Consider the following 16,489-nt stretch of genomic DNA (forward strand, 5'->3'; position numbering starts at 1 on the left):
GCGGTGGGCATGTGGCTGCTTTCCTGGTTGCTGGCGGCATCGCCCATCCTGGCCTGGCAAGGCGGGGTAGACAGCCATGGGGTGTCGACGAGGGAGTGCCTGCAGTCTGCCCGCTTTGCTTTTGCAGAAAAAGCAGGTTATAAACCAAATTATTTTGAATTAAATTCAACAATGAACATCACGCTGGATGAAATGCAGGTATTTGCCACCGTGGTGGATGCCGGGTCCATCACGGCTGCAGCCCAGCAGCTGGGTCTGACCGTGTCGGCGTGCAGCCGTTCGCTGGGGCGGCTGGAAGAAAAACTGGAAACCACCTTGCTGCGTCGTACGACGCGGCGGCTGGAACTGACCGAAGAGGGCCAGGCGTTTTTGCACAATGCCCGTGGCATCATGGATGCGGTAGCGCAGGCCGAGGAGCAGATGCGTGCGCGCCGGGCCATGCCCTCAGGGCGCTTGCGCATTGATGCGGCATCGCCCTTCATGCTGCATGTCATCGTGCCGCTGGTGCAGGCATATCGTGCGCGTTTTCCGCAGGTGGAGCTGGAACTGAACAGCAATGAAGGCATCATCGATTTGCTGGAGCGCCGTACTGATGTTGCCATCCGTATTGGCCAGATGAAGGATTCCACCCTGCATAGCCGGCTGATTGCCTATAGCCAGGTGCGCCTGCTGGCCAGCCCGGCCTACCTGGCGGCGCATGGTCAGCCGCAAACCATGGCCGAACTGGCCCGGCATGTGCTGCTGGGCTTCAGTGAGCCGGAGTCGCTCAATCTGTGGCCACTGCCCGGCAGCGATGGCGGGTACTTGCGGATAGTGCCGACAATACGCGCCTCCAGTGGCGAAACGCTGCGCCAGCTGGCGCTTGAGGGCAATGGCATTGTCTGCCTGTCGGATTTCATGACGGCGGCGGACCGCGCCGCCGGTAATCTGGTGCCGCTGCTGCCGACGCATACCCAGGAGATGCTGCAGCCGGTGCAGGCGGTGTACTACCGCAATACGGCGGTGTCGGCACGTATTGCCTCGTTTGTTGATTTCCTGATAGAAGCGCTGGGCGATCCGCTGCCACAACGGCAGCTTGCCGCCTGGTTGGGTGGCTGATGCCGCCTGATGTGTCGGCGGCGGCCCCGTGGCGATAACACGGTTGTGGATGCTGCCACCCAATGGTTGGCTGCCAGCAGCAGGCGCACTTGCCGCGTGGCCAGCGGGCTGAGGTCGGCATCGGGCGGCAGGCTGCTGGCAGGCAAGGCGCTTAGGCAAATACCGCCACAACCTGGCGCGACAGCGCCACCAGTTCGCCATCCGGTGCGTGCAGATGGGCATCCTGATTGGCATAGCCATCGCGCGCGGCAACCAGGCTGGCATCCATGCGCCACCAGCCCGCGTTATCAACCGGCTGGCCGTGGTGGACGAACTCCAGCTCCCAGCTGATGGTGCTGGCGGGGGCGTGCCCCTGCACCATGGACAGCGCCACCGGCGGAATGGCATCGGCCATGGCCACAATCTGTTCCTCTCCCATCAGGCCGGGGTCGCGCTGCCGCAGCAGGATGCGGTTGGCCGGCTGGGTGTGGCCGCTGAAGGGCAGGCCGCCTTCCACCCAGCGGTAGGCATAGTGACGGGTGAATTCCGGCGACATGCCGGGGATGAAGGGCAGCTCCGGGCCACCGCTGACCCCGTCCGCCAATGGCCGGGCCGCTGGCCTGAGCGACAGGGCGGAATCCCGCGAAGCACCAAACACCGCCACAAACATGGCCGCCACCTGATCACCAGCCAGCAGCCGTGCCGCCATTTGCACTGCCGAGCGGCCCTGGCGCAGCACTTCCACTTGCAGCGTCAGCTGGCCTGGAGCGGCAGGTGCAACAAAGGTGGTATGCAGCGACCACAGCGGCGCTAGATCCGGCATGGCGGTGCGCATGGCGCGTACCGCCAGTAGCGCCTGTATGCCGCCAAACAGGGTGCGGCCCTGCGCCCAGCTGGCATCCACCTCGGCATGAAACAGGCCCGGCTGGCCTGCGATGGGGCTGATACTGCGGCAAACGTCTTCGATATGCATGCTGGTTTCTTTGTATCTGGCGGCTGAAGTAAGCGATGGCTGGCAGTCTAGCAGTGACATTTTACTGGCTGCAGTGGCAATATCGACAATATTCATGTCAATACTGCCAATCACTCATGCATCAGGTACGTTTGCTTTTGCTGGACGGCTGCTATGCCGGCAGCGTGACCGGGTTTGTCGATCTGCTGCATTTTGCCAACCAGATTGCAGCACGCAAGGGCTGGCCCGCACCGTTTCACTGGCAGGTGTTCAGCCTGGATGGCCTGCCCGTGACAACCGCCTCTGGCATCCAGCTGACGCCGGACGGAGATACGGCGCTGGCCGAGGCGGCAGACACCCTGGTGCTGCCGCCGCTGACCTATCGGAACTTGAGCGAATTTGAAACCAGGCTGGCAGCCGAAACGACAGCCGGTGCCTTGGCTGTTCGCCTGCACGCGGCAGGTCGGCGCATTCTGTCTTTCTGTACCGGCGTACCCTTGCTGGCCGAGCATGGTTTGCTGGATGGCCGGAGCGCGACGGTAAGCTGGTGGTTGCACCACTGGTTTGGTCAGCGCTACCCGCAAGTGCAGCTGCAGGATTACGCCACCTGCAGCGAGGCCGATGGCGTATGGTGCGGCGGGGCAACCACCTCCTATATCGACCTGGCCCTGCGGCTGATCCGGCAGGAAGGCGGCGTGGAACTGGCCATGTCCTGCTCGCGCCTGATGCTGGCAGACCTTAACCGCGCCAGCCAGGCCCCTTATATGTCCATGCAGAGCTTTGCCGGTCATGGCGACGAGCTGGTGCTGCGCTGCCAGAATTGGCTGCAGCGACAGCTGGACCGGCCCTACCGCCTGGGCGAGCTGGCCGACAGCGTGGGTGCCAGCGAACGCACGATCATGCGGCGCTTTCAACAGGTGCTGGGCCAACCGCCGCTGCGCTACCTGCAGCAACTGCGGCTACAGGCGGCACGCCGCCTGCTGGAAACCAGCACGCTGTCACTGGACGAGATTGTTGGCCGGGTGGGTTACGTCGACGCCGCCAGCTTCCGCCGTTTGTTCCAGCGAGAACTGCACTGCACACCGGCAGAATACCGCCGCCGTTTTGCCGCCTGATGGCTGCGCCAGGCCCGCTGCTGCTGCATATCTGACTATTCTGTTTGTACTGGGACAGCCTGCGCCGTCGCCAGAGTAGGGCGGCATCTTTCAGATCTGCTGGCTATCAGGGATGGCGCAGCCAATAGCCTGCCAATCCCAACGCATTGCTGTTCATGTTTACCCTCCTGCCGCAGCTTATTAAGCTGGCCTGTGGCCCGATATGGTTGTAGCTGCTGATGCTTGGCAGCTTCCGACCCAGCGCTGACAGTAGATCCAGTGCCTATCAGTGACGGTCCTCGGCTAACGCAGCCCGTAACAGTCGACCCAGGGTCGGCTGCTCCTACCCAAAGCCAGCCTTAAGTTAATGTAGCGTGTTATCGACTACGTTTTCTGTCTAAGTGGCCTTATCACACTATTTGCTTTGGTTGGCACAGACCGACGCAATGGCAAAACCCTGCGCATTTCCTTTATGGCATTGACCGCAAGATATCCCCTTGTGCTGACGTGTGTACTGGTCTATCAACAGATAGCAAATAAAAGCGGTGATTTGTTCGTGATATCAATTCACTGCTCAATACCGATAATTCAAAACAGTGGTGGGGGAAGATCATGTTTGGCCAATTAACCGTAAGACAAAAACTGCTCGGGGGTTTTTCCCTGGTCATCATGTTGTTGTTCGTCCTGCTAGGCGTGGCGATTCTCAATATGAAAATCATCAATGCCAAGATTATGGATATGACGCAGGATCGCTACCCCAAGATAGCGCTCGCCAACAGCGTTACCGTGAAATCGATGGATATGGGCCGCGTCACGGTGATTCGTGATGTTGCCGACCAGACCAATCTGTTGGCCCTGAACGCTGCTATCGAGGCCGCCCGTGCCGGTGAAATGGGGCGTGGCTTTGCCGTGGTTGCCGACGAAGTGCGCAAGCTGGCGGAGCGCACCACTTCTTCCGCACGTGAAATCACCCTGATGATCAACGCAATCCAGCATGGCGTGACGCAGGTGGTCGGCAGCATGGATTCCAGCCTGGAAAGTGTGGAAGCGGTCAGCAGCAGCACCGAGCTTGCATCGCAAACGATAGAACGGATTGGCAATAGCACGCATTCAATTGAACGTACCATTGCCAATATCACCGAGGCGCTGGGTGAGCAGCGAATAGCCAGTCAAAGCCTGGCACAAAACATGGAACGGGTCTCGCAAATGGCAGAGGAAAACAGCGCCACGGTGGAAGAACTGGCCACCACTTCGGCCCAACTCAGTTCCCTCTCTCATGACTTGCAAAGTATTACTGCGCGTTTTCATCTGTAGAACGAAAGTGCTTGGATTGCTGAGTGCCGATCACCTTGGACAGCAGGTTAAGCACTCAGCATCGAACGACTTTGCTCATGTTCAACCGGTGCCACATACTTTAGTCGCCTTGGTGACCGGGCCTGTCCAATATTTTATGTAAAACGGTTGTTATGCCCAGCCACTCTCATTGGCTGCCTTGGCCAAACTTAGGATTGCTGTGCGCCATGGCACGCAGAGCCCCACACCGCCCCCTGCCGTGCTCAATCAAAGTTCAATATTGTTGCCGCATATTGATGGCTGGCCGCGATGTAGCGCTGTGTTTGCGGTGAGCACTGCTGGTTTGACGTCAGCATCCCGAAGGCATTGTCCAGGGCTAATCTGCGATAGTGCTCCACAACGCGCCCGGTACCGGCCAGGCGCTCCCGTGCCTGTAGCAGCTGGGCCTGCCGGGGTTCGGGCAACTGCAGCAGCGCAATCGAATCGGATAGCATCTGCCGCACATAAGCCTCGGCATTGGGGCCAAGCGCGCAGCAGACGTCGCTGTGTGATGCATGGCCGGAGGCCGAGTACGCCAGCGCGCTGCTAATCCGGCTGCGGGCGCTGCTGAGGGTTTCTCGCAGCAAAACCACGGTAGACAACGGTTTGTCTTCCACCAGCAGCCGGCTTATTCCACGGTCATTGATGGCTTCCAGTATCTGCTCGGCATCGTCATCCACCACAACTTCCTTATGTGGCGGCCACACATCCAGCTGCGCGTGGTTTCCCTGGCGGTGGCCGACATGAAAAATGAAATAGTCCGGGTAAATTCTCAGTTTGTCCGGTGCGTTTCCCAGCTGCAGTCTGTGCGCATCATAAAACCGGGTGGTGGCTGCCATCAGCAGTGCGCTTACCCCCATGGCGGCACATGGTGTGTTGACCACCACGCCAATGCGATCCGACGGTTGAAACCCTGGCAACACATCGTCGAGGCTGGCCTGGCGGCCTTGCAGCTGAAAAGCAAAATCGTGGGCAGAAATTACAGTGGTTGCGTGCAAAGCAAGCTCCTTCGGTTGCCACCGTGCGGATGAGTGGTTTGGTCTGGTGCCAGATTTCAATGCGCCATGTGTCATGCGTGTGTGTGAGGATTTTGCGGCCAATTCATCAACAAATCTGGTCGGAACCAGACAATTTCTGGCATGGATTCGAACGGATAATGGGGCGGTTTTCATCAGATTGTTTGGAGCCGACATGTCCGATTTCATCACTGTATTGCGTGAAACCTGCCCGATTCCGGTGGTCGATGCCACCAAGTGGCAGCGCATTGGGGGCGACCCGCACACCGTTAATCTCAATGCCTATCTTTCCCAGGATGGCAGCAAGATCATGGGAACCTGGATTTGTACTCCGGGCAAGTTTGAGGTGCATTACGAGAAATGGGAGTACTGCCACTTCCTTGATGGTTACTGCATCATCACCCCGGAGGGTGAACCGGCGGTGCACTTGAAAGCCGGTGACGTGTTTGTGATTGAACCTGGGATGAAAGGTACTTGGGAGGTGGTGGAGACCGTACGTAAATACTTTGTCTTTGCCTGAGTTTTCAGTCTGCCATCAAGCGCCACCGGTTTTGTGGCACGGTTGATGGCCGGTGCGCGTGTTGCAGCCGGTGCTGGATGTATCTGGCCGGCCCCGTGTTGGCCTTGCCTCCAGGCCTGGGCTTACGTCACGCCACCTGCACCACGTCCTCAATCCGGCTGGTGTAGCAGGGCGATTTCTGGTCTTGCCGCATCTGCCAGTCCTTGCTTAGCCCTTCTGCGCCCAGTCTTATCGTGCCACTGCCAAAGTCGCGGTTGAGCTTATCGATCACCGTCATCAAGTTGGCGCGTTTGGGGTTGGGCAGGGGGCTGAACATGTCCTGTTGCTGGATGGTTTGGCTGCCAATGTCCATCAGGATGACACCGGCTTTGTGGTAGCTGAACTCGGGTCGCCAGATGGCGCGCAGTGCGGCCTGGGCGGCGCGGTTGAGTTCCAGGGTGTCGGCGCTGGGGTGGATCAATGGCACGCAGGTGTAGCCGTGGTACTGGCCCAGATCGCGGAAGGGGTTGGTACGGATGCTGACGCCAATCAACCCGGCCACGCAGCCCTGGGTGCGCAGCTTCTCGGCGGCGCGGGCCACGTGGTGGCTGATGCTGGCCGACAGCGAGGGCAGGTCGTGGATCAAGCGGCTGAAGCTGCGGCTGGAGATGATCTGTTGCTTGGCCGGGGCTACGTCTTCCAGTGCCAGGCAGGCTATGCCGTTGAGCTCGGCCACGGTGCGTTCCACCACCACATTGAACTTGCGCTTGATCTGGCGCGGGTCGGCCTGTTTCAGGTCCAAGGCGCTGTGGATATGCATCAGTGTCAGCTTTTCGGCAATGCGTCGGCCAATGCCCCACACCTCACTCACGGCAAATTCTGCCAGCAGCCGGTCGGCTTCACGCGGGTTCAGCCAGTCCCATTCAAATACGCCATTCCACTCTGGCCGCTTTTTGGCCACATGGTTGGCCAGCTTGGCCAGTGTCTTGCTGGCACCCATGCCCACGCAGGTGGGCAGACCCAGGCCCTGCAGCACGGTCTGGCGGATACGATGGCCGTGGCTGTCCAGGTCCGGGATGCCGGTGACGTCCAGAAAGCATTCGTCGATGCTGTAAATTTCCTGCAGCGGGGCAAAGCGTGACAGCACGCGCATCATGCGGCGCGACATGTCACCGTACAGGGCGTAATTGCTGGAAAACACCGTAACCCGATGTTTGCGGCATAGCTGCTGCACCTGATGAAACGGCAGGAAGGCGGGTATGTCCAGCGCCTTGGCCTCGGCGGAGCGCGCCACCACGCAGCCATCGTTATTGGACAGTACGATGATGGGGCGGCCGCTGAGATCGGGGCGGAACACCCGCTCGCAGCTGGTATAGAAGCTGTTGCCATCCACCAGGGCGAAGGTGCTCATACCAGCCGCCGTACCACGGCAATCACCACTCCCCAGATTTGCAGGGTGTAATCGCCTTCAGCCGGAATCAGCGGATAGTCCGGCGCATCGGCCATCAGCGCCAGCAGGCCCTGCTGCTTGTGCAGGCGGCGCAGTACAAAGCCGTCCTCATGGGCGGCCACCACCACATTGCCATGCACCGGGCTGCGCGCCTTGTCGATCAGCACATAATCACCCTTGAAAATGCCGTGGATGGCGTTGTTGCTGGCCAGCATCAGGAAGGTGCAGTCCGGGTCGTCCACCAACAGGGTGTTGAGGTTGATATTGTCTTGTACGTAGTCGTCCGCCGGGCTGGGAAAGCCGGCGCGCACGCTACTGGCCATCAGTGGAATGCGTAGCGGGCTGGAGCGGGACAGGGGGATGGGGTGATGCATGGCAAAGCTCGATATGATTGTGTACAAAATCAAATATAGCAGAAAGATGCCATGCAAGGCGTAGATTTTATTGCCGGATGGCGCGGTGGCTGGCCGGGCGCTGCTTACTCCAGGGCGCAGCTTGCCGCTGCCGGTGGCCCTGCCTGATCCGGCAGATGGCCAAGCACCGGGCGGCGCCACCATGCGCGGGTTTCTGCCGGTTGGCGGATGTCCAGCCTTTCGCCAAAGCAGGGCGTGCGCAGCGGTACGCCAGCTTGTGCGGCCAGTGTGCTGATGTGTTCTAACGGCTCGGTCCAGCCATGCAGTGCCAAATCGAAAGTGCCATTGTGGATGGGCAGCAATACCTTGCCGCGCAAGTCGAGGTGGGCTTGCAGGGTTTGCTCGGGGTGCATGTGCACATCGGCCCAGTCTTTGTCGTAGGCACCGTTTTCCAGCAGGGTGAGATCGAAGGGGCCGTGGCGCAGGCCAATGTCACGGAAACCGTCGAAATAACCGCTGTCGCCACTGAAAAATACCCGGCTGGCGCTGCTGCGAATCACCCATGACGCCCACAGGGTGCGGTTGCCGTCCGTCAGGCTGCGGCCGGAAAAGTGCTGGGCCGGTGTGGCGGTAATGTGCAGCGGCCCGGCATCCACGCCTTGCCACCAGTCCAGCTGGCGGATTTTTGCTGACGGAATGCCCCAGGCTTGCAGGTGTTTGCTCACGCCCAGCGGGGTAATGAACAGGCGGGTTTTGTGCTGCAAGGCCAGTACGGTGTTGCGGTCCAGGTGGTCGTAGTGGTCGTGCGAGATGATGACCACATCCAGTGTCGGCAAGTCTTGCACTGCGATGGGGGGCGCATGGAAGCGCTTGGGGCCTGCAAAGGTAAGCGGCGAGGCGCGCTGGCCGAACACCGGGTCGGTCAGCAGGAAAACACCATCCAGCTTGAGCAATACGCTGGAATGACCCAGCCGCCACAGGCTGTTATCTGGCGCGGTGGCCAAGTCTGCCGGGTGCAAGGGCTGCGGCTGGATGGGCTGCGTTGGTACTGCCTGCGGCGATTTATCGGTAAAAAAACGCAGCATGATGTTGAGTGTGGCCAGCAAGCCGCCAGCATGGCGCGGCTGCGCATTACGGTAACGGCCACGGTGTTGCAGGCTGCCATGTGGTGACGGCAGCCATGCATTTGGGGCCGGAGCGTCGGTGGTGAAGGCGGGCATCGGTGTCTTTCCGGGAGGTAGGAGGTGACCAGCGCTCAGGCGCAGCTTCTTTCCATGGCGGCCAGCGGCGTCTGGTTGTCCGCTTCATCGACAAACCAGTCGGGAAACAGCGGCATCGGGGCGCTGGCGGTATCCAGCAAGATCAGCTCCGCCGGTGACAGCTGCAGGGTGGCTGCGTGCAGGCAGTCCTGCTGCTGTACGGGTACGATGCTGGAGACCGCGTCTCGTGACAGCATCCAGGCCAGGGCAATCTGGGCCGTGCTTGCTTGATGACGGGCGGCCATCTCGCGCAGCTGCTCGGCCAGGCGGTAACTGGTGCGCTGGCCTTCGGGCAAGTCGGGGTTGCTCGGGCAGCCTTTGGCCTGCACCGGGCTGCCGCTGGGGTAGGGCTTGCCTGCCGGTGGGTTTTTCACGATCAGCCCCAGGCCATAGCTTTGCAGCATGGGCAGGGTTTCGCGCTCCATACCGCGCCCGCTGAGTGAATAGTGCATCTCACCAAAGCAGAAGGGGGTCCAGCCATTGGCCTTTTGCAATTCCAGCGCCCGCGCGGCCTTCCAGGCCGGCCAGTTGGCAAAACCCAGAAAGCGCACCTTGCCCGCCCGCACCATCTCGTCCAGCGTTTGCAGGGTTTCTTCCAGCGGGGTGTGCGGGTCTTCATGCGGCACTACGCACAGATCTATCCAGTCGCTGCCCAGCCGTTGCAGGCTTTGCTCTAGCGACCATGTGATGTCGCTACGAGACAGGCCGGGGTGACGGTGCGTGGTGGAAGGGCGCGAGCCAAGCCGACTGCTGATCAGCACTTCGGCACGGCGTTTGCCCAGCGCGCTGGCCAGCATGGATTCGGCAGCGCCATCCATGTAACTGGCGGTATCAAACAGGTTGATGCCCGCATCCATGGCCTGGCCGATCAAGCGTGCTGCCTGCTGTGTCCCGGTGATGGCGGCGTCCTGGCCCGCGCTGCCTGCTTCTGGCCGCAAGGCGGCACAGGTGAGGCGGGAGATGGTGGGGCCGCCAAGGCCCAGTCGCGCATATTGCATGGCAATCTTTCTGTTGTGAGTACTCACTCATTGGCAAATCAAAAAAATAGCAGCAAAACTCAGCGTACCGAGCCGGACCAAAACACCTGAAAACCGGCGCTCTTATAGGCTTGGCCATTGGCCGGGTCACGTACCACAAACTGGATGGTGGTTTCTGCCAGCGCCATGAACACTGCATCGGCAAAGCCGCCGGGCAGGGCAGAGAGGCCGTTGTTGTCGGTGCAGGCCTGGGCAACACATTTGATGTCGGACAGCTGGCTGGCCACCGTGCTGCGGGTTTCATCGGTTACCTTGTCCGACACCACCAGCTGGTTCAGCGTCTTGAAAAAGGGCAGATTGCTCACGCCCCAGTCGATGTACGCATCCCACAGTGCACGTACCTGCTCGTCCAGACTGTCGTGCACGGCCATGTGCTGGCGCAGGGCAGCGGCCAGATCCAGCTTCAGGTGGGTGTAAAGCGCATTGAACAGTACATCCTTGGTGGCGAAGTAGCGGAACAGCGTGCCTTCGGCCACCCCGGCGCCACGGGCAATCGAAGCGGTGGACGCAGCCAGGCCCTGCGCAGCCATGATGTCGGCGGCAGATTCAAGCAGGGCGATGCGTTTTTCTTCGCTGCGGGGGAGGGCCATGTGATGCAGATTAAAGTGAGTACATACTCATTTTATGCGGGGCTGGCGCGCGGGGGCAAGCATTTTGTCGGGTGGCCGGAAAAATAATGCAGCAATGTGGCAACGGCCTGGCTGCAGATTGTGCTGGCGCATTGCGCCATCTTGAAAAATAATGCGCCAGTCCAAATGAGATATTTTCAGCAATGGCCCGTGAAAACCTGAACGACCTGCGTACTTTTGTTGTTGTTGCCCGCGAAGGCAGCTTTACCCGCGCAGCGGCCAAGCTGGGTGTATCGCCCTCGGCGGTGAGTCATACCATGCGTGGGCTGGAGGAGAGCATGGGCATGCGCCTGGTTACCCGCACCACGCGCAGTGTGGCGCTAACCACGGCGGGTGAGCAGGTGCTGGCGATTTTTGCCCCCCGGCTGGACGAAATCGAAGCCGAGCTGTCGGTACTGCGCGAGCAGCGTGACAAACCGGCGGGCAGCATCCGCATCACCGCAACCGACTTTGCTGCCGAGCAATACCTGCTGCCCAAGCTGGCGCAGCTCTTGCCGGACTACCCGGATGTGCAGGTGGAGCTGTCCATCGACTACGGGCTGACTGACATCGTGGCGCAGCGCTTTGATGCCGGTATCCGCTTTGGCGACCAGGTGGCGCGCGACATGATTGCCGTGCGCATCAGCCCGGATATCCAGACCACCGTGGTGGCCACGCCGGACTACTTTGCCCGCCACGGTGTGCCTGCTCACCCGCGCGACCTGACCGAGCACAACTGCATCAGCATGCGCCTGCCCACCTATGGCGGGCTGTATGCCTGGGAGTTTGAGCAGGGCGCGCACAAGTTTTCCATCCGCGTGGGTGGGCAGCTCATCATCAACACCCTGCCGCAGATGCTGAATGCCGCGCTGGCTGGCATGGGCATTGCCTACACCGCCCGCGACTATGTGCAGCCTTATCTGGCCGATGGCCGCCTGCAGGAAGTGCTGCAACCCTGGTGCGCGGTGTTTCCCGGTTTTCATCTCTACTACCCCAGCCGTCGCCAATCCTCCCGTGCGCTGATGCTGCTGGTGGACGCCTTGCGTTACCACGCCGACTAGGCGCGAAACCTCCCTGCCGCCATCTCCTCCGTGCGCCTTGCACTGTTATTGATGAATATATCTCACAATGGCATGCATCAAATTGCATCTAGTTCAGCAAAATAACAGCTGATACATTTGCGTCCCTGATCAAGCGGTGAATATCCGGCTGGCATCTGCTGGCCGGAGTGCTTTGTTCACCCGACAACAAGACAGCGCCAATGCGGCCCGCCCGCACAGGCGCTGCATCGCCTTACCTGTCCGGTCACGCGCCTTGCGCTGGCCATCTGTGCTGACCTTACGGAACCAAACTCATGAACCCACCGATCAAGGGCCGGCGACCGCTGGCCGTGACTGCTATTTCTTTTGCCGTGCTGGCTGCGCTTGGCACCGCTACCTGGCTTGGCCTGCACAGCCAGGCGGTACAGGCCGATGCCCCGGCTGCCGCCAGCCAGGCTGTTCCTGTTTCCGCCGCCTTGCTGGTGCAGCAGCAGGTCAGCACCTGGCAGGATTTTTCCGGCCGCCTGGAGGCGGTGGAGCGGGTGGAGCTGCGCTCGCGCGTGGCCGGTGCCATCCAGTCCGTGCACTTTCGCGAAGGCGCACTGGTGAAGGCGGGTGACCTGCTGGTGACTATCGACCCCGCGCCGTATCAGGCTGAAGTGGACCGCGCCGCCGCCCAGGTGGCCGCCGCCCAGTCGCAATTGGTATTCGCCCGCAGCGAGCAGGAACGCGCCAGCCGCATGCTGGCCGATCACGCCATTGCCCAGCGCGATGCCGACGAGCGCAACAACGCCGCCCGCGCTGCCGATGCCAGCCTGAAGGCCGCCCAGGCCGCCTTGCAGACCGCCCGGCTGAACCTGGGTTACACCGCCATTCGCGCGCCGGTATCCGGCCGGGTAGGCAAGCTGCTGGTCACCACCGGCAACCTGGTATCGGCGGGGCCGGACTCGCCAGTGCTCACCACCCTGGTGTCGGTGAACCCGGTGTACGCCAGCTTTGATGCCGACGAAGAAACCGTGGGCAAGGCACTGGCCGAGCTGCCGGATGCCGGTGGTGCGCGTGCGCGGCTGGGTGATATTCCGCTGCAGGTAGCCACCAGCACGGCACAAACCTTCCCGGCCAAGCTGCAACTGGTGGACAACCAGGTGGATGGCAAGAGCGGCACGGTGAAGCTGCGTGCCACGGTGGACAACCGCGACGGCGTGCTGCTTCCCGGCCAGTTCGTGCGCATCCGGCTGGGGCAGGCCAAGCGTCATCCGGCGCTGCTGCTGAACGAGCAGGCCATCGGCACCGATCAGGACAAGCGCTTTGTGATGGTGATCGACAAGGACAGCAAGGCGCGCTACCGCCAGGTGCAGCTGGGCGCCAGTGTCGATGGCCTGCGCATTGTCACTGCGGGCCTGCATGCCGGTGAGCGGGTGATTGTGGACGGCCTGCAAAAAGTGCAGCCCGGCGCGCCGGTAGCACCGCACATGGTGCCGATGCAGCCCCCGGCCACTGCGGCGGCCAATAGCTGATTTCCACGCGAAAGACATTCATGAACCTATCCAAATTCTTCATCGACCGCCCGATTTTTGCCGGGGTGTTGTCGCTGCTGATTTTCCTGGCGGGCCTGCTGTCCTTGCGGGTGTTGCCGATTTCGGAATACCCGGAAGTGGTGCCGCCGCAAATCATCGTGCGGGCGCAGTTTCCCGGTGCCAACCCCAAGGTGATTGCCGAATCGGTGGCCACACCGCTGGAAGAAGCCATCAACGGCACCGAAGGCATGTTGTACATGAGCAGCCAGGCCACCACTGACGGCCTGATGACGCTGACGGTGACTTTCCAGATCGGCACCGACCCGGACAAGGCGCAGCAACTGGTGCAAAACCGGGTGGCGCAGGCCGAACCGCGCCTGCCGGAAGACGTACGCCGCCTGGGCCTGACCACCATCAAGAGCAGTCCGGACCTGACGCTGGTGGTGCACCTGCTGTCGCCCAATGGTCGCTATGACATGACCTATCTGCGCAACTACGCCATTCTCAATGTGCGTGACCGGCTGGCGCGTATCAGCGGCGTGGGGCAGGTGGGGCTGTACGGTGCCGGTGACTACTCCATGCGTATCTGGCTGGACCCGCAAAAAGTGGCGATGCATGGCTTGTCGGCCAGCGAGGTGGTAACGGCCATTCGCGAACAGAACGTGCAGGCCGCTGCCGGTAGTATTGGCGCTTCACCCAGCGCACAGGGCATTCAGCTGCAATTCCCCATCAACGCGCAGGGCAGCCTGCAAACCGAGCAGGAATTCGGCGACATCATCGTCAAGACCGGTGCCGACGGAGCAGTGACGCGGCTGCGTGACCTGGGGCGTATCGAGCTGGGCGCGTCGGAATACGCGCTGCATTCCACGCTGGACAACAAGGCGGCGGTGGCCATTCCGGTATCGCAAGCCCCTGGCTCCAATGCGCTGCAGATTTCCGATCAGGTGCGCGCCACCATGGCCGAGCTGAAGAAATCCATGCCGGAAGGGGTGGACTACGCCATCGACTACGACCCCACCCAGTTTGTGCGCGCGTCGATTGAGTCCGTTGTGCATACCCTGCTGGAAGCCATTGCGCTGGTGGTGCTGGTGGTGATCCTGTTCCTGCAAACCTGGCGTGCCTCGCTGATTCCGCTGCTGGCGGTGCCGGTATCCATTGTCGGTACTTTCGCGGTGATGCACGGCTTTGGCTTCACCATCAACACCCTGTCCTTGTTTGGTCTGGTGCTGGCCATCGGCATTGTGGTGGATGACGCCATCGTGGTGGTGGAAAACGTGGAGCGCAATATCGAGGCCGGGCTGGACCCGCGTGCGGCATCCTACCGCGCCATGCGTGAAGTATCCGGCCCCATCATTGCCATTGCGCTGGTGCTGGTGGCGGTATTTGTGCCGCTGGCCTTTATTGGCGGCCTGAGCGGCATGTTCTACAAGCAGTTTGCGCTGACCATTGCCATTTCCACGGTGATTTCCGCCATCAACTCGCTGACGCTGTCACCGGCGCTGGCGGCCTTGCTGTTGCAACGTCACGATGCACCGCAAGACTGGCTGACCCGCCAGATGGACCGCTGGCTGGGTGGCTTCTTCGACCGCTTCAACAGCCTGTTCAACCGCGGTGCCACCCGTTACAGCCAGGGCGTGAAGCAGGCCATCGGCCGCAAGTTTGTCATGCTGGCCATCTATGCCGGGCTGGCGGCATTGACGGCAGGGCTGTTCCACAGCATTCCGGGTGGCTTTGTGCCGGCGCAGGACAAGCAATATCTGATCGGTTTTGCCCAGTTGCCGGACGGTGCCACGCTGGACCGTACCGATGCGGTGATTCAGCGCATGAGTGACATTGCGCTGAAGATTCCGGGCGTGGAGCACGCCATTGCCTTCCCCGGCTTGTCGATCAACGGTTTCACCAATAGTGCCAATTCCGGCATCGTGTTTGTCACCCTCAAGCCCTTCGAGGAGCGGCGCGGCAAGGCCATGAGCGCCAATGCCATTGCCGGGGCGATGAATGCCGAGTTTGGCAAGTTGCAGGACGCTTTTGTGGTGATGTTCCCTCCGCCGCCGGTACAGGGGCTGGGCACCACCGGGGGTTTCAAGCTGCAACTGGAAGACCGTGGCGGCCTGGGTTACGAAGCGATGGACAAGGCAGTGAAAGCCTTCATGGCTGGTGCCGCCAAGGCACCGGAGCTGGCTGGCCTGTATACCAGCTTCCAGTTGAACGTGCCGCAGCTGCTGGCTGATCTGGACCGCAGCAAGGCCCAGCAGCTGGGGGTAAAGGTGACTGACGTGTTCAACACCATGCAGATTTATCTGGGCAGCCTGTACGTCAACGACTTCAACAAGTTTGGCCGTACCTACACCGTGCGGGTGCAGGCGGATGCCAACTTCCGTGCCCGTCCGGAAGACGTGGGCCAGCTACAGGTACGTTCTGCCAACGGCAGCATGGTGCCGCTGTCGGCCCTGCTCAAGGTCAAGCCCAGCTTCGGGCCGGAACGGGCCATGCGTTACAACGGCTTTTTGGCCGCCGACATCAATGGCGGTGCTGCGCCCGGCTATTCCAGCGGACAGGCACAGGAAGCCGTGGCACGGGTAGCAGCGCAAACCCTGCCGCCGGGCATTGGCTATGAATGGACCGAGCTGACCTATCAGGAAATTCTGGCGGGCAATTCCGGCAGCTGGGTATTCCCCATCGCCATCTTGCTGGTGTTCCTGGTGTTGGCGGCGCAGTACGAAAGCCTGGCGCTGCCGCTGGCCATCATCCTGATTGTGCCGATGGCCTTGCTGGCGGCCATGGCCGGGGTGTGGCTGAGTCACGGCGACAACAATGTGTTCACCCAGATCGGCCTGGTGGTGCTGGTGGGCCTGAGTGCCAAAAATGCCATCCTGATTGTCGAGTTTGCCCGCGAACTGGAGTTTGCCGGTCGCAGCCCGCTGCAGGCGGCGATTGAAGCCAGCCGCCTGCGGCTGCGCCCCATCCTGATGACCTCGATGGCCTTCATCATGGGCGTGCTGCCGCTGGTACTGGCGCAAGGGGCCGGGGCGGAAATGCGCAATGCCATGGGTGTGGCGGTGTTTAGCGGCATGATTGGTGTCACGGTATTCGGCCTGTTCCTCACCCCGGTGTTTTATGTGTTGATGCGCCGTCTGTCCGGCAACCGGCCACTGAAGCTGCACGGCCAGGTGCCGCATCTGGACCCGATCGCCCAGCCGCCAATGGGGCATGAGCACGGCCACGCGCTACAGCAACAGCATGTCGAATAAGGAA

13 protein-coding genes and 1 pseudogene are annotated in these 16,489 nt (G+C 61.3%); 7 read left to right on the forward strand and 7 right to left on the reverse strand.

What is annotated here, in order from left to right; all coding sequences use genetic code 11:
- Nucleotides 1-9: 9 nt before the first annotated feature.
- The gene (locus ACODR9_RS17230) at nucleotides 10-1,098 is read left to right on the forward strand and encodes a LysR substrate-binding domain-containing protein (protein ID WP_488810645.1); all 1,089 of its coding nucleotides are present in this window, start codon (nucleotides 10-12) and stop codon (nucleotides 1,096-1,098) included.
- A gap of 151 nt (nucleotides 1,099-1,249) precedes the next feature.
- On the opposite strand, the gene ACODR9_RS17235 is transcribed toward ACODR9_RS17230, so the two are convergent.
- The gene (locus ACODR9_RS17235; RefSeq protein ID WP_488810647.1) at nucleotides 1,250-2,050 is read right to left on the reverse strand and encodes an acyl-CoA thioesterase; all 801 of its coding nucleotides are present in this window, start codon (nucleotides 2,048-2,050) and stop codon (nucleotides 1,250-1,252) included.
- A gap of 116 nt (nucleotides 2,051-2,166) precedes the next feature.
- Between ACODR9_RS17235 and ACODR9_RS17240 the strand changes: the two genes are divergently transcribed.
- Complete coding sequence (locus ACODR9_RS17240) at nucleotides 2,167-3,144, forward strand: GlxA family transcriptional regulator (protein ID WP_488810649.1); 978 nt, start codon at nucleotides 2,167-2,169, stop codon at nucleotides 3,142-3,144.
- A gap of 591 nt (nucleotides 3,145-3,735) precedes the next feature.
- Nucleotides 3,736-4,437, forward strand: a complete 702-nt coding sequence (locus ACODR9_RS17245; protein ID WP_488810651.1) for a methyl-accepting chemotaxis protein — start codon at nucleotides 3,736-3,738, stop codon at nucleotides 4,435-4,437.
- Between the two features lie 242 nt (nucleotides 4,438-4,679).
- On the opposite strand, the gene ACODR9_RS17250 is transcribed toward ACODR9_RS17245, so the two are convergent.
- A complete protein-coding gene (locus ACODR9_RS17250) occupies nucleotides 4,680-5,453 on the reverse strand; it encodes a hypothetical protein (RefSeq protein WP_488810653.1) in 774 nt (257 codons plus the stop codon).
- 193 nt (nucleotides 5,454-5,646) lie between these two features.
- Between ACODR9_RS17250 and ACODR9_RS17255 the strand changes: the two genes are divergently transcribed.
- On the forward strand, nucleotides 5,647-5,991 hold the full coding sequence (locus tag ACODR9_RS17255) for a cupin domain-containing protein (RefSeq protein ID WP_488810656.1): 345 nt from the start codon (nucleotides 5,647-5,649) through the stop codon (nucleotides 5,989-5,991).
- 127 nt (nucleotides 5,992-6,118) lie between these two features.
- Here ACODR9_RS17255 and ACODR9_RS17260 read toward each other — a convergent pair whose 3' ends face one another.
- From ACODR9_RS17260 to ACODR9_RS17280, 5 genes are all read right to left on the reverse strand, one after another.
- Nucleotides 6,119-7,381: a Y-family DNA polymerase gene (locus tag ACODR9_RS17260; protein ID WP_488810658.1), complete on the reverse strand. Its 1,263-nt coding sequence runs from the start codon at nucleotides 7,379-7,381 to the stop codon at nucleotides 6,119-6,121.
- On the reverse strand, nucleotides 7,378-7,794 hold the full coding sequence (locus ACODR9_RS17265; RefSeq protein ID WP_488810660.1) for a LexA family protein: 417 nt from the start codon (nucleotides 7,792-7,794) through the stop codon (nucleotides 7,378-7,380). The genes ACODR9_RS17260 and ACODR9_RS17265 overlap by 4 nt, the downstream gene beginning before the upstream one ends.
- Before the next feature lie 104 nt (nucleotides 7,795-7,898).
- Nucleotides 7,899-8,993, reverse strand: a complete 1,095-nt coding sequence (locus ACODR9_RS17270; protein WP_488810661.1) for an MBL fold metallo-hydrolase — start codon at nucleotides 8,991-8,993, stop codon at nucleotides 7,899-7,901.
- Between the two features lie 35 nt (nucleotides 8,994-9,028).
- Nucleotides 9,029-10,030, reverse strand: a complete 1,002-nt coding sequence (locus ACODR9_RS17275; RefSeq protein WP_488810663.1) for an aldo/keto reductase — start codon at nucleotides 10,028-10,030, stop codon at nucleotides 9,029-9,031.
- 59 nt (nucleotides 10,031-10,089) lie between these two features.
- Nucleotides 10,090-10,659, reverse strand: a complete 570-nt coding sequence (locus ACODR9_RS17280; RefSeq protein ID WP_488810665.1) for a TetR/AcrR family transcriptional regulator — start codon at nucleotides 10,657-10,659, stop codon at nucleotides 10,090-10,092.
- A gap of 182 nt (nucleotides 10,660-10,841) precedes the next feature.
- Here ACODR9_RS17280 and ACODR9_RS17285 point away from each other — a divergent pair, with 182 nt between their 5' ends.
- The 3 genes and pseudogenes from ACODR9_RS17285 to ACODR9_RS17295 form a co-directional block, all read left to right on the forward strand.
- Entirely contained in the window at nucleotides 10,842-11,738 is an 897-nt protein-coding gene (locus ACODR9_RS17285; RefSeq protein ID WP_488810667.1) for a LysR family transcriptional regulator, read from the forward strand.
- Between the two features lie 293 nt (nucleotides 11,739-12,031).
- The gene (locus ACODR9_RS17290; protein ID WP_488810669.1) at nucleotides 12,032-13,234 is read left to right on the forward strand and encodes an efflux RND transporter periplasmic adaptor subunit; all 1,203 of its coding nucleotides are present in this window, start codon (nucleotides 12,032-12,034) and stop codon (nucleotides 13,232-13,234) included.
- Between the two features lie 20 nt (nucleotides 13,235-13,254).
- Nucleotides 13,255-16,383, forward strand: a pseudogene (locus ACODR9_RS17295) (efflux RND transporter permease subunit); the annotation flags it as partial.
- Nucleotides 16,384-16,489: the final 106 nt, after the last annotated feature.

The sequence above is a fragment of the Aquitalea sp. FG25 genome, assembly GCF_057809375.1.

Excerpts from the sequence above, each read along its gene's own strand:
- ACODR9_RS17230 (WP_488810645.1), top strand. The coding sequence starts at position 10 with ATGTGGCTGCTTTCCTGGTTGCTGGCGGCATCGCCCATCCTGGCCTGG.
- ACODR9_RS17270 (WP_488810661.1), bottom strand. The coding sequence starts at position 8,993 with ATGCCCGCCTTCACCACCGACGCTCCGGCCCCAAATGCATGGCTGCCG.
- ACODR9_RS17255 (WP_488810656.1), top strand. The coding sequence starts at position 5,647 with ATGTCCGATTTCATCACTGTATTGCGTGAAACCTGCCCGATTCCGGTG.
- ACODR9_RS17285 (WP_488810667.1), top strand. The coding sequence starts at position 10,842 with ATGGCCCGTGAAAACCTGAACGACCTGCGTACTTTTGTTGTTGTTGCC.
- ACODR9_RS17265 (WP_488810660.1), bottom strand. The coding sequence starts at position 7,794 with ATGCATCACCCCATCCCCCTGTCCCGCTCCAGCCCGCTACGCATTCCA.
- ACODR9_RS17260 (WP_488810658.1), bottom strand. The coding sequence starts at position 7,381 with ATGAGCACCTTCGCCCTGGTGGATGGCAACAGCTTCTATACCAGCTGC.
- ACODR9_RS17280 (WP_488810665.1), bottom strand. The coding sequence starts at position 10,659 with ATGGCCCTCCCCCGCAGCGAAGAAAAACGCATCGCCCTGCTTGAATCT.
- ACODR9_RS17290 (WP_488810669.1), top strand. The coding sequence starts at position 12,032 with ATGAACCCACCGATCAAGGGCCGGCGACCGCTGGCCGTGACTGCTATT.
- ACODR9_RS17235 (WP_488810647.1), bottom strand. The coding sequence starts at position 2,050 with ATGCATATCGAAGACGTTTGCCGCAGTATCAGCCCCATCGCAGGCCAG.
- ACODR9_RS17245 (WP_488810651.1), top strand. The coding sequence starts at position 3,736 with ATGTTTGGCCAATTAACCGTAAGACAAAAACTGCTCGGGGGTTTTTCC.
- ACODR9_RS17275 (WP_488810663.1), bottom strand. The coding sequence starts at position 10,030 with ATGCAATATGCGCGACTGGGCCTTGGCGGCCCCACCATCTCCCGCCTC.
- ACODR9_RS17240 (WP_488810649.1), top strand. The coding sequence starts at position 2,167 with ATGCATCAGGTACGTTTGCTTTTGCTGGACGGCTGCTATGCCGGCAGC.